The sequence below is a fragment of the Bacteroides neonati genome, from assembly GCF_000499785.1.
Taxonomy (GTDB): Bacteria; Bacteroidota; Bacteroidia; order Bacteroidales; family Bacteroidaceae; genus Bacteroides; species Bacteroides neonati.
This window is the reverse complement of record NZ_HG726022.1, coordinates 121,638-135,472: the sequence shown is the minus strand read 5'-3', so window position 1 is coordinate 135,472 and position 13,835 is coordinate 121,638. Positions and strand designations below refer to the sequence as shown.

General features: G+C 39.2%; 9 protein-coding genes and 1 pseudogene. 6 read left to right on the top strand and 4 right to left on the bottom strand.

Going from position 1 to position 13,835, the window contains the following annotated elements; translation table 11 throughout:
- Positions 1–10 precede the first annotated feature (10 nt).
- Positions 11–844 (top strand): TrmH family RNA methyltransferase, encoded by an 834-nt coding sequence (locus TY03_RS12515; RefSeq protein WP_042370480.1) that lies wholly within the window; start codon positions 11–13, stop codon positions 842–844.
- Positions 845–960: 116 nt separating this feature from the next.
- Positions 961–1,299, top strand: coding sequence for a DUF3795 domain-containing protein (locus TY03_RS12510; RefSeq protein WP_042370478.1), 339 nt, complete (start codon positions 961–963; stop codon positions 1,297–1,299).
- A gap of 53 nt (positions 1,300–1,352) precedes the next feature.
- On the opposite strand, the gene TY03_RS12505 is transcribed toward TY03_RS12510, so the two are convergent.
- Complete coding sequence (locus tag TY03_RS12505) at positions 1,353–2,024, bottom strand: isochorismatase family protein (RefSeq protein WP_042370474.1); 672 nt, start codon at positions 2,022–2,024, stop codon at positions 1,353–1,355.
- A 49-nt stretch (positions 2,025–2,073) separates the two neighbouring features.
- A complete protein-coding gene (locus tag TY03_RS12500; protein WP_042370582.1) occupies positions 2,074–3,687 on the bottom strand; it encodes a serine hydrolase in 1,614 nt (537 codons plus the stop codon).
- A gap of 271 nt (positions 3,688–3,958) precedes the next feature.
- Between TY03_RS12500 and TY03_RS23230 the strand changes: the two are divergent.
- From TY03_RS23230 to TY03_RS12485, 3 genes and pseudogenes are all read left to right on the top strand, one after another.
- Positions 3,959–4,433 (top strand): annotated as a pseudogene (locus TY03_RS23230) (FAD-dependent oxidoreductase); the annotation flags it as partial.
- 217 nt (positions 4,434–4,650) lie between these two features.
- Positions 4,651–5,700 (top strand): DUF2776 domain-containing protein, encoded by a 1,050-nt coding sequence (locus TY03_RS12490; protein ID WP_042370471.1) that lies wholly within the window; start codon positions 4,651–4,653, stop codon positions 5,698–5,700.
- A gap of 324 nt (positions 5,701–6,024) precedes the next feature.
- Positions 6,025–6,240 (top strand): hypothetical protein, encoded by a 216-nt coding sequence (locus TY03_RS12485; RefSeq protein ID WP_042370469.1) that lies wholly within the window; start codon positions 6,025–6,027, stop codon positions 6,238–6,240.
- A 288-nt stretch (positions 6,241–6,528) separates the two neighbouring features.
- Here TY03_RS12485 and TY03_RS12480 read toward each other — a convergent pair whose 3' ends face one another.
- Together TY03_RS12480 and TY03_RS12475 are read right to left on the bottom strand one after the other, a co-directional pair.
- Positions 6,529–8,355 carry a SusD/RagB family nutrient-binding outer membrane lipoprotein gene (locus tag TY03_RS12480; RefSeq protein ID WP_042370467.1) on the bottom strand — a complete coding sequence of 609 codons (1,827 nt, stop codon included), beginning with the start codon at positions 8,353–8,355 and terminating at the stop codon, positions 6,529–6,531.
- A gap of 11 nt (positions 8,356–8,366) precedes the next feature.
- Positions 8,367–11,864, bottom strand: a complete 3,498-nt coding sequence (locus TY03_RS12475; RefSeq protein WP_081713103.1) for a SusC/RagA family TonB-linked outer membrane protein — start codon at positions 11,862–11,864, stop codon at positions 8,367–8,369.
- A gap of 668 nt (positions 11,865–12,532) precedes the next feature.
- On the opposite strand from TY03_RS12475, the gene TY03_RS12470 reads away from it, so the two are divergent.
- Positions 12,533–13,834 (top strand): NAD(P)/FAD-dependent oxidoreductase, encoded by a 1,302-nt coding sequence (locus TY03_RS12470; RefSeq protein WP_042370465.1) that lies wholly within the window; start codon positions 12,533–12,535, stop codon positions 13,832–13,834.
- Position 13,835: the final 1 nt, after the last annotated feature.

The following is a 13,835-nucleotide window of genomic DNA, read 5'->3' as shown; positions in this document are numbered from 1 at the left end:
ATAAGTAAAGATGATAAATAATAAAACAATAAAAACAGATAGAATTATCGAAATATCATCCCTCTCTCATCCTGGTGTGGAAATGTTCAGTGCCCTCACCGAAGCACAGTTGCGCAACCGACTAGAACCTGATAAGGGAATCTTTATAGCAGAAAGCCCCAAAGTTATCATGGTGGCATTAGATGCAGGCTATGAGCCTTTAGCCATCTTATGTGAACACAAGCATATTGCCGGCAATGCTGCTCCTATTATTGAGCGATGTGGTAATATTCCTATATATACAGGTGAAAGAGACTTACTTGCCAAGCTGACTGGCTTCACCCTCACTCGTGGCATTCTCTGCGCTATGCGTCGCCAACAACCACGTAGTGTTGAAGAAGTATGCTTCGGCGCCCGGCGCATCGTTGTAGTAGATGGTGTTGTTGATAGTACCAACATCGGAGCAATCTTTCGGTCTGCGGCGGCTCTTGGCATTGATGCGATTCTGCTTACTCCCACCTCCTGCGATCCGCTAAACCGCCGTGTAGTCAGAGTATCGATGGGGGCAGTATTCCTTGTGCCATGGACTTGGATGGATAGCCCTCTCAGTCGACTTAAAGAGTTAGGCTTCCGTACGGCTGCTATGGCACTCACCGAAAACTCCATTTCCATCGACAATCCGGTCTTAATGGACGAACCCAAATTAGCCATAGTAATGGGTACTGAGGGGGATGGTCTTTCGCACGAAACGATTGCCGAAGCTGACTACGTAGTTCGCATTCCTATGTCGCATGGCGTCGATTCTCTTAATGTAGCAGCAGCTGCTGCCGTGGCTTTCTGGCAACTTCGCACTACAATCTCCTAACTGAAACCGATTTCACTGGAAAAGCATTGAAGTACTTGAATACAGATTTATTCTGTTACATTGCAGATTGTTTGCAAGAGAATGAAATTCATTAATATAAATACGTATAAACCAATATGAAGAAACAGTTAATTGCATGTTGCGGTTTGGATTGCGAAAGTTGCGATGCTCGCATAGCCACCATTCTAAATGACAATGAGTTAAGAGAAAAAACGGCTAAAAAGTGGAGCGTGATGAACAATGCACCGGAAATTACGGCAGCAACCATAAATTGTATGGGTTGCCGTGCAGATGGAGCGAAATTTACGTATTGCAGTGATTATTGTGAGATACGCAAATGTGTATATCAAAAGGGGTTTAATACCTGTGGTGACTGTCAGGAATTAGATAATTGCCAGATAGTTGGCTCTATTTTTCAGCATGCTCCCCATGCAAGAGAAAATCTTAAGCCATAATATAAAGAAATGAAAATCAAGGCCGTTGTATCATACAATAGCCTTGATTCTATTTATTTGCTCTGAAGGTCTTCCACAAATTCATTGGTGGTATATACCTTTTCTGCTAAAAGCGTAAAGTTTATTTCGGCGGCTATGTCTGCATCCATACCCGGCAACTTGGCAGAGGCTGTAGCGTCAAAAATAACGGCTGCTTCAAATCCCCTCTCTTGTAGTTCACGTAAGTGTGATTCAGCACATAAATTGCCCGACATTCCGCAAATGATTACTTTATTGACTCCGCGCTTCCTCAATTGAAGAATTAAATCGTTATTCTCCGGACCATAAATTTTGTGGGGAGCTGTTACAATTACATTCTTTGTATCATTGATATACGGCTTATAAATATCCAACCAATCGGCTCCCGAACCTTCGAACCCTTCACCTGTTAATTGACCTTTGCGTTCAAACATATAGGTGCTATGCATTAGTTTCTCAATGGGACCTTCAAATAACCATTTATGATCATGTTCATAATAGTAATGAGGAGAAATAAATACCAGCATTCCTTTTTCGGCAGCAACTTTGAATATTTTCAATAGATTGCCTACAGTTCCGTTTTTAGTTATATTCTCGCCAAAGGCACCCCACCCTAGTCCATTTTCACTTAAAAAATCATTTTGAGGGTCGGTCATTACAATCGCAGTATGCTTGTCGATGACAAACGGAGTTTCAATACCATTCATATACTTTTATTTTTAAATTATTCCTATTTATACGTTTTATCGATATACATTAATAAACACTTGACGATCTTGCAACAAGATTCTCAAGCAAATCCTGCATCTTCTCAATGATCGGATTGTTTTGCATCTCATAGTCTGCAGCCATCTTTTCTAACTGCGGGAAAGTGAGCCAAACGCTACCTTTCTGATCTTGCCATACCGATATTTTAAGTGGTAGCTCAATAGAGATACTCGGATTATCCTGCATCAATTTTGTTCCTACTTTGGGAGCACCGAAAACAATTACTTGATTAGGAAGAAGGTCTAAGCCTACTTCTTCAGCATTTTTTCCATGATCGAATTTAGCGAAGATGGGAATATTCATTGCTTTTATATTCTGCTCTAGTCTGCTCATGGTTTCTGCAACGCTGAATTGGCTCTCATAAGTATACAACTGATCGTCATTAGTGCCTGTTCCCATTTTACCACTATCGAAAGCAGCAGCAACTCTGCGAGCGAGATTGGTCAGATCAACACCTTCCTTGTTTGCCAACAATGTGACACAGACTAGTTCAGATGCATCTGTGAAGCGGCTTAAGAAAGCCGAATGTCCGGGTGCACTTCCTTTGATATCCATTAGTCCCTTGTGCTTATAAAACTGCCATCCGGCCATAGCTGGAACTGTTTTTCCGTTGGCAAGCTTAGTCGGTGCATAGATAAGTGCTCGGTTTTCGGGTTTAGCGATTAATATACTTCCGGCTAAAGCAATATCCCAGTGACTAACATCCTCGGCTGAAGACCAGATATCTGAAAAACCTTTCATGGCAGATCCGCTTAAAGGAGCTACTTTGACCAGCTGATAACCTTTATCTTGATATCCGACAGTTGTTTCTGCTGCGTTAATATAAAGTTTATCATGCTTAAATAACTCATGCACCTTACCTACAGCAACTTCTTCTTGCTTTACTTTAGGTAAATCTGCTCCAAAATAAGTTTCAGTTAAACCTATGTAGTCAATCTGATTCTTCTTTACGAAGTCATTATAAGACATTTTGGATGTCGCCTCAATAACTTCGGTTAGCAACAAGAAATTGGTCGCACTCTGTTTTACATCCGTACCATTTTTAAATGCCAATGGAATGTTTGCTACGGCAGCAATCAATTGCGCTGGTGTATAACTTTTCGAAGCATCGAAGCCTTCTTGGGCACGATAGTCTGCTATTCCGGTGCTATGTTGCATTAGTTCGAATACTGTTATTTCTTTCCAAGCCGTAGGAATTTCTTTTAGGTATTTGCTTATTGGTGCCTTGAGTTCGAGCTTTCCTTTCTCATAAAGCTGCATAGCAGCCACAGCAGCATATCCTTGAGAAATAGGGCCGATGGGCCAAAGCGTTTTTATCGATGCCAGATCTCCATTCTCAATATTCGTCGTTCCATACCCTACCACACGAGGAATGTATGGTGCTTGCACAATAGCTAAGGTCATTCCGGGAATACCCTCTTCCGCCATAAATTCATAAATCATCTGATCGATAGATTTTCCTTGATAGGCAACTTGGGCATCACCTCTAATGCCTGTTGGTAGCTGATTCGCATACTTTTTCTTCATATTAATCCCTCCATTTTGAGCCAATATCGTTCCTGACATTAGCAGTCCTAACATAATAAATACGTTCCATCTCATAACCTTTTGTTTCATAACACTTATACCTTTCATTAGTTTGGTGAATAGACTGCAAAGATAGGCTAAGTTAACATCCTGATATATGGCAATTAAGCTGTTTAAGTAGGCAATCTTTCCCAAAGTGAAAATAAGGGCAATAAGAACTTTGACGCAAACTATATATTAAAAAGATTCTAGAGGAATTATTGCCTACTAATTTGCCTATATGGTTATCTTTTCCACAAGATTTATCTCTTATCTTTGTATTAACATCAGATGTGTCCCAACCAAAACAGTGTTTGCTTCGTTCGACTCGAAAATGACCATACTCGAAAGCTATCCCGAATTGATTATTCGCGAAAATCGGGACATCGCAGCAAGTGTGAAAGAGATTCTGAGAAAAAAGGGGATTGAGTTTCGAATGAATGCCAAGGTTCAATCTATCAACTATACCAATAAAACATCTGTAACTCAAATAATCGATTTACCATCGGGACAAATTGTTGAGTTGGAATCTGAAGCGGTGTTGCTCGCTACAGGGCGTAAGCCAAACACAGAACAACTCAGAAGGTTTATTGAAAGCTGTTATTGATAAGCAAACCCAAAAGATAATCGGCTGTACACTACTTGCCCCCAAATCAAGCAAAGTTATCAATACTGTAGCTATTGCCATGAAGGCAGGGCCAGATAATACCTTTCCATCCAACTTCACACTCACTCATCCCATTATGAGTGAGTCACTTAATGATCTTTTCTCAGCATCATAGAGAAAACTTGCAGCATTGGCTATGATGATATTTCCGTTTTTTAAAGTCGATATAACTAGCTAAAATCAATAGAAATAGGAGTATGACCAAAAGCTGGAAAAGATAAAAAAGACATCTCCAATAATTAATGAAGAAATACAATAAAAACAAAGGTGAACAAGCAACTAAATCAAATTTACTTTTGTTACACTTGAAAAAACTTAAAAATGTATGAGCTATGAACTATGGTATCAGTGTATTATTTAGAGCCATTCCGCTATTGATGGCACTATTTTGTTTCGGATATGGAGCATTTATTTATGTATTGGGTAACGACCCTAACCGATTAGTTGCAGGTCCGGTAGTCTTTTCGTTGGGTATGATTTGTATCGCATTATTTGCAACCGCTGCCACAATCATACGACAAATTATCCACACTTATGGCCAAAACTCAAGGTACTCTCTACCGATTATCGGTTATCTATCAGCCGTGATCACAATCATTGCAGGTATTATTCTTTTTACTTCCTCTACAGAACCCTTATCTTTTGTTGCAGGTCATGTAATATCCGGAGTTGGATTAATAACCCTGTGCGTAGCTACCGCTGCTACTTCATCAACCCGATTCTCTTTCATAGCCGGAAACTCTAAGGCTACAGGGCATGATATACCAGATGGGGCTTTTACGGCAGAACAAGAACGAATGATGAAGGTTGTTACCATCATTGTGTCTGCAGTTGCATGGATATGGGCGTTTGTATTGTTGGGACAGAGTAAAATCAATCCTTCTTATTTTGTAGCAGGACATGTAATGGTAGGATTGGCTTGTATTTGTACAAGTCTCATTGCGTTGGTGGCTACCATTGCCCGACAAGTACGTAATGTATATTCTGCAACAGAACGAAGTCGATGGCCTATATTGGTTCTCGTAATGGGAAGTATCTCTTTTCTTTGGGGACTATTTGTAATTTTTGCTGAAATGGACACCTCCAACGGAAGTATCGGATACATCATGATTGGGCTAGGATTAGTATGTTACAGTATTTCGAGTAAAGTCATCTTATTGGCCAAGATATGGAGACATGAATTCAAATTATCTAACCGTATTCCTATTATTCCTATATTGACTGCTTTAGCATGTCTATTTTTAGCAGCTTTCACTTTCGAACTAGGCACGCTGAACGAAGATTATTTTATTCCTGCGCGAGTACTATCGGGATTGGGAGCTATCTGCTTCACCCTTTTCTCTATTGTGAGTATTTTAGAAAGTGGCACTTCTTCAAAGTAAGCAGAAAATGATATAATGCAATCATCCTCTGAGTTGATAGTTTACAATAAATTAAGGAATGATTAGATTATACCGATTATAAAGACTGCTTCGCCAGCGCCTTTTCATATGTATCCAAACGGATTGTTACTGCCTAGCTTTGGCGATGTGAATGTGGGCGATATACCAGTAGTCAAAAAGATTGATTGTAGCTGATGGCGAAACCCATACACTTTTCGCCGATAAAGAACTCCTCGAAGAAAATGGATTGGAATGATAAAGTGGAATAAAATATGTATATCTTTGCACAAATATCTATTATTTCTGTGATAAAAAAATATAAGAATGAAAAAGATGCTTTGCCCCCAATGCCAAATTGCCAGTATGTATGTAAAAAACGAACTCGGACAACGCCTGCTCGTTTATGTAGATACAAACGGAACAGTCGTTCCTAAGAACCAAGAAGAATCGACCGAAGGGTTCGATTTAACTGAAGTCTATTGTTTAGGCTGCTCCTGGCATGGTTCACCCAAACGCTTGGCTAAATACGATCGAATGTAATAAATCCCTTCTTACTGAAGCTTTCTACCTTTCGAAAGCTATGCTAATTTGATTCTCTGATTTATAAGATGTCAATAATCAAAGCAGAATTAGGGCGAAACAAAACAAGCAGTCTAGCAACTAGCTAAAAGAATGATCTCAGCAAGAAAATATGCTTAGTCGATCATCAACGACACCGTTATCATTGCCCCAACGATAACGGTGTCGTTGGGGCAATGATAACGGTGTCGTTAATATAACAATAGTAAATAAAGTTCTTTATTCTTTCATCGCATGGAGTGGATGTGTTTACGGTACATCCCACCATATTCTTCCTTCAGTATTCTCTACGCCCATCCCATAGTACGGTTCAGCAATCAATTCTTGTAAAGCTGCATTATAATTGTCTAAATTAGCTGTATTGGGCGCTGTAAGAGCTAGGCGACGTGGAATGGTGAGCATATTTTCTCCTTTTCTAATGGTTTCCAAAAATGCGATTCCACTTTCGGGAATTGGTTGGTCCTTAAAAGCAGGCAAACCGGTTCGCTTCCAGGTAGCCCAAGCTTCCTCGGGACGCATGAATAAATTCACCCACTGCTGGCTAACTATTTTATCGAGTGTAACGGTTTCAAACTCAGATTGTCTTAGATAACTATCAATTTTATCAGTAGTGATTGGATTGTAATTATCACTATTAGGGTTCATAGCCGAGGGTACTTTCATCTTTTCGGCCCACTTTTGGTACTGTAGCATAGATGCTTGAATTCCATCTCGAAACCAGGTAATTGCATTTTTTCCTGCTTGGCTACTACCTGCTTTCAAGGCTATTTCGGCCATCATAAAACATACTTCGGGATAAGTAATCAACGGAGTAAATAAACTAATTGACTCTTGTGAGACATCATACGCTTCATCTTCCTTGTCGCGGGCAGTTACTTGTGTACCCACTTTACCTCCATTTTTTACGTAAAAACGACTCTCGATCTGGCTATTATGTCTGATTGACATGGTACGAGCAACTCCCTTATCATCTTCATAAGGTAAGGTGTAGTAAGACGATCCAGACCAATCGCTACTTACACTATCTGGATTGGCAGCCATACCTACATATCGATCTTTCCATTGAGTAAACTGAATTTGGTAATCAGGATAATACTTAATTAGTGTATCGGCAGCTTCATCGTTTAGCTTATTGTTATTTCCTTTGCCAAATCCATTGCGTCGTATTAATAAAGGGAGCCTCGGATCATTGTATGTGGTGAGGAAGTTGACAAGTGCGCGCGAGGCACAGTATTGATAAGTTAAAATACACACATCATCTGTGTTATTACTATAATCATTCGAATGACTGTAAATGCACGATTCTTCATTATTCGAAATAATACCACTTGGATTACTTAGTACTTCATTGAGTACAGATTTGAAGAAATCATTATCAGCCTTTTCTAAGCGTTGTGCCATTTTAATGCGAAGTGTATTACCAAATTTAATCCATTTAGCTTCATCACCTTTATAGAAAAAATCATTCTTATCTAAATTATATTGATTATCGGTTACTCTCTGTAACAACTCAACATTTGTTTTTATTTTGGCATCGAATGTTTTATATAAATCTTTATACATGTCGTATTTAGGTGTACGAATACCTTCTGTTGCAAGTTTAAAAGCCTCTGTATAAGGGGCTGCACCAACAACGTCAAACATAAGCCAAGCTTCATATGTTTCTAGGATATTGGCTATGGCGGCTATGTTTTGATAACGTTCGCTTTCCGGATTACTAGGAATCACCGTGTTAACCAAATAACGTAATTTCAAACCAATCTGTTCAAAATAATCGTTATAATAAGGCAAATAAGGTGAGGGATGCCTATTTCCCACAGATTCTACATAGATATTTTCTTGAGCACCATTGTAAAAAACGACATATTGCATTTGTTGCATTATTCCACTATATTTACTTACTAAATGAGTACGGGAAGCATTATTCCAATTATCGGTTGCTCCTGTAAATACATTTCGAGGATCAGTACTACCCAGTAGTTCTGGGTTAGTGTTTAATTCTCTAAACTCATCCAAACAGCTTGTAAGAGCTAACGTAGCAAAGGCTCCTACTAGTATACATTTTAGTTTATTCATAATGATTGTTTTTAGAATCTGACAGTTAAGTTAAATGCATAGGTACGTGCAAAGGGTGTACCGCCAATATCCATCGGAGTCAATGGATTGTTAGAAGAAATAGATTCCGGGTTCAGCCCATCGCTTAGTTTGTTAACTAAATAACAAATATTACGAGCTGTAACACCAAGTCGCAAGTAGTTCGCACCGATTTTTTTGCAGATGTTTTCGGGGAAGCGATAACCAACTGTGATTTCGCGTAAGCAGAACCATGTATTATTTTGAATACCTAGTTCAGCCGGCATACCCCAACCAAAATTATTATAATAGAACGCACTTGCCATCATAGGTTGCATTCCTTGCTCTAAGGCTTCCGCATAGGTCATTCCACCTACATCCATTTTTTTAGTCGGGTCATCGGCCCTTGGTGCTTTTTCTCCTTCATCAAATACTGCATCAAGCATAATTGCGTCATAAACGGTTTCTCCCTTATAGTTTATGCGTGCTATGCCACCATGCTCTTTATCGCGACCATATAGTGAGGACTTTAAGACGCCTTTGCTGGAAGCGTATTTGTAGGTATTTGAATAAAAATTACCTCCTACACGCCCATCAGCTGAAGCATAAAAATCAAAGTTTTTATATGAAAATGACGTATTTAAACTTAACAAGAAATTCGGTTCTACTTTTCCTATAATTTTTCTTTCTTTGATACCTTTTTCAGCATCTGTTACATAACCATAGACAGATACTTTATTCGGTGAACCGCTTTCACCCCAATAAGAGATAACTGGTTTCCCGTTTCTTGGGTCATTAGGATCTTCAGCATTATTAAAGCGATAGATTCCCCCAGCATCGGTAGAGTTGTATGGTGTGGTAATAACACCAAAGGCTCCATTTTCATATGCCCAAATTTCCGGACCTCCATCATAAGCACTTAGCAAATTCCATTCTTTTATATTTTCATGTAATTTGATGATTTTTCCACGATTTAATGTGAAGTTAGCTCCCATAGTCCATCGGAAGTTTTTGCTGCGTATCGGTGTACCTTCCAATTGTATTTCAACACCTTGATTCTGAATATTGCCTGCATTAATCAGCTGCTCTTTGGCGCCAGACTCTAATACTGCAGGAATGGTCATAATCTGATTCTTGGTATTTGTTTTATAGTAAGCAATGTCTAGTGTCAAGCGCTCATCAAAGAAGCGTATATCAGTACCTATTTCAATTGATTGCTGGATTTCAGGCTTCAAATCACTGTTCCAGGATTGTCCTAAATTGGGATTGGCAACTAGAATGCTATTGCGGTCGGAGTCGTACTGTGCGCTTTGGGCAAATACACCAAATCCTTTTGTAGTAGCATAAGCACTTGTACCCATACCAACCCGGGCAAAAGATGCGCGCAGTTTACCGAAAGAGAACCATTTAGGAAGTTTGAATGTTTCTGTAAATACCCAGGATGCATTAGTAGATGGATAAAATACAGTATAGTTATTCTGCCCAGTAGTCATATATGATGGGTAGGTTAGTGTAGAAAGCCAATCATTGCGCGCAGTTAGTTCTAGATAAACTTGCTCTCTCCAACCTAAGTTTAGAATGCCTGATATGCCTAGAGTTTGGTTGTTGCGAGGAGAGTAGTTAAATGAAGGTTCTATCTTATTTACTGAGTTGGAGAATGCGAAAATACCTGGTGTGACTAATCCACCATTGGTTCCTTTACTCCATGTGTGCGACTCGGTATTACCATATAGTTCGGCGGCAACAAAAGCATCAAGAGTGATAATCTCATTTCCCAACTTAATCTTGTTATCGATTGATTTTAACATTCCCAAAAAGTTATAAGAGCCGGATATATTGCCACTGCGACCATAGTACCCTGTTCCCGTAGGTCCATAATTGACTCCTGTACCATACTGCTTTGACATACTTGAGATACCGTAATAATTATAGTTCCCTTTGATACTAGCTGTTAGCCAAGGTGCTATTTTCGCTTGTAGCGTAAGGTTTGTCAGTAATGAGTTCTCTGAACGCTCGTTAAGATTCATGTCTCTGTCGTGTAGATATGCACGGAGTGTCTCGAAGGGGCTATCTGTTTCTACAGCGTGAGTCTCCGGATCTCTATATATACTCTCATAAGCTTTGATATCCATATTTCGTGGGGTATAGTAGGTACTCATCATCGCTACGTTTCCATTCCAGTTCCAACCTCCTTGATTGGCTCCGTTTTGAGCACGAGAGAATGCATAGTTTACTCCAACTTCTAATGAAAAAATTTTATTTAATTCGGTAATTCCTTTGAAAGCAATGGAATGCCGTTTAAATTCATTTCGTTTAAAAACACCATTATTATCTGTAAATGAATAAGATAAGCGGAAAGATGATTTTTCATTGCCACCATTAATTGCAATATTGGTTGTACTATTGAGTCCACTGCCATACAGCGCTTTCCAATTGTTGGGATGAGCAATGAACGAGGTGGGTTGCCCACCGGGTAAGTACTGGTTTATTAGTCTGCCATCCATTTTGGGGCCAAAACTAGAGCTTGTTTTCTGCAAAGTACCATCGACCAAAAAGTCACCTTCATAGCCATTGCTCGGAGTACCTGCTCCATAAATATTTTGAAAAGCAATCGGAGATTTATATATATCGGTAGTTTCAAGTGTTTGAGAAATCTCTACTCCCAATCCTTGCTTTCCGTACTTTCCACCCTTAGATACAATCACTACAGCACCATTGGCTCCGCGCGAACCATAAAGTGCAGTTGCTGCAGCTCCTTTTAGAACAGTAACACTTTCATAGTCAGCCGGATTTAAGTTTTTTAATTGTGACCCCCAGTCGGTTCCATCCAATGTTCCTGTAATTGGTTCTTGAATGATCATGCCGTCTATTACAAAAATAGGAGAATTATTCTTGTCGATGGATTTAGCTCCTCGTATGGTAATGGATGAGCTTGAGGTAACACCCGAAGCTCCACCAATGTTAATATTTACGCCTGCAACTTTTCCTTGCAGTGCATTAACAGGGTTAATTGCATTAGTACGTTCTAATTCGCTCGTTGACACTCTGCTAGTTGCATAGCCAACCGAGCGAGCTTGTTTTGTTACTCCTAATGCGGTAACGACTACCTCGTTTAGAGTTTGAGTATTTTCAGTTAGAGTAACAATAAGCTGCTTTCCGGTATTAGGAACTTCAAGGGTTTTATAACCTATAAATGAAATAATAAGTAGTTCCCCTCTTTTCACTTGATCTAATGAAAAATGACCATCAGCATTTGTAATAGTACCTTTTGCCCCCCCCTTTACAATGATAGACGCTCCAATGACAGCTTCACCATTTTGATCTGTAACTATTCCCAATACTTTCTCTGTTTTCACTTGTTGGACTGTTTTAGAATCGGTTTTTTCATTAATATTAGCTACAACTAACTGAAAACTTGTACATAGAACTAAAAGGAAAACACCTACTGATTTTCGTTTAAATAGCCCACTAATAATGCTAAGATCTTTAACTAGATTAATTCTTTTTTTCATACTGTAAATATTTGGTTAAACATAGATACTGAGTTTTTACAATGCGACACCATTGGAAATCGGATTCATATTAAGCTAATTATCAAATGTTCATAGGCATATTCTTAAAAAGAACAAAACGATTTTAGCTACTGGTATGCAATTTATATATCTATTAGCAGTTTGGTATATAGTTAATTTATCGATAGCGAAGATATATCTTAGTGTACAGATAACCATTTGTAAGATAGGTATAAAAAGTCATAATTACATTTCTGGTATATATTGATAATCAGATGCATATTTTACTGAACAAAAAAGTATTCTTGTAAATACAAGTGGGCAAAGCTGTAGAATACTTTTTAGTCCTTTTTCAATACCTATTTTCTTTTTTAAACTTACTCAATAATGTTTGCACTCTCTTCGGTTCTCACTTTTTCGAATGGAGGATTTGTGTATGTTGAATTCGTTGATAAATGGTTTTTGCAGACTTTTGAATGCTTGCTCCCAATTGGCTTCCACCATATAGAATTCGGAGATGAGCAGATTGAAGTAGCGCTTCAATTCAGTGTTTGAAGTACATATTAGATTTAATGATATCGTATTCGATTAACACATTCGTATTCAAAACATTCTGAACTTGTACTATGTTATATTACTAATATAGATATAAAACACATTTTTTTATTATGATGAATGTAATTGATATACCCGATAAAGGAACTAAAAAAAGAATCGTAATTGTAGGGGGAGGATTTGGCGGATTAAAACTAGCTCGAAAACTTAAAGGTGACGACTTTCAGGTGATTCTTTTAGATAAAAACAATTATCACCTGTTTCAGCCTCTTTTATACCAGGTAGCTACGGCAGGTATTGAGCCAAGCGCCATCTCTTTTCCGTTTCGAAAAATATTTCACAAACGTACCAATGTCCATATCCGTATTTGTGAGGCTCTCCGAGTGATAGCTGAAGAAAATACGCTTGAAACATCTATAGGCACACTCTCTTACGATTATCTTGTCATTGCCACAGGCTGCGATACGAATTACTTTGGGAATACCGAATTGGGACTGCGTACACTCTCCCTGAAAACAACTTCCGAAGCACTTTATAATCGCAATCAGATATTGGAAAGTTTTGAGAAAGCCCAAAACACCAATGACTTGGCAGTGCGTAGCGCATTAATGACCTTTGTTATTGTTGGAGGGGGTGCCACCGGCATCGAACTCTCAGGAGCATTGGCCGAGATGCGTAAGTTTATTCTACCCCACGACTACCCCGATCTGGATATGACGCAGATGCGAATCGTTCTGATCGATGCAGGTTCCAGACTGCTTGCTGCTTTCTCTGAGCAATCATCCGAAGAGGTTCGAACCTATCTGGACAAAAAAGGAGTCGAAATCAAGGTCAACTGCAAGGTCGAAACATATAAAGATCACCTCTTAACCCTTGGCGATGGAAGCTCCATCTCTGTAGCCAACGTATTTTGGGTAGCAGGAGTAAGAGCGAACAGTATTTCCGGATTACCCCCCGAAGTATACGGACCGGGAAACCGGCTAAGGGTCGACCCATACAATTCCGTATGTGGTTTCGAGAATATATTTGCTTTGGGCGATACAGCCTTTATGGTTTCACCCGATTATCCGAACGGACACCCCCAGGTTGTTCAACCAGCCATTCAGCAAGCGAAACTACTCGTTGACAACTTAAGCAGATTGAACCAGAATCTTCCGATGAAATCTTTTCTTTACCACAATAAAGGTTCCATGGCTACCATTGGCCGTAATAATGCCATTGTAGAGATGAAGAGAATACGCTTTGTCGGATTTCCGGCTTGGGCAGTGTGGCTGTTTATCCACTTGATGAGTATAGTCGGAGTAAAGAATCGATTGTTCATCTTTCTCGATTGGATGTGGAGCTATTTCACTTACGACCCATCATTGCGACTGATTATCAAACCGGCTAAAAAAGGCCAGCAAGTTGAAACTTAAA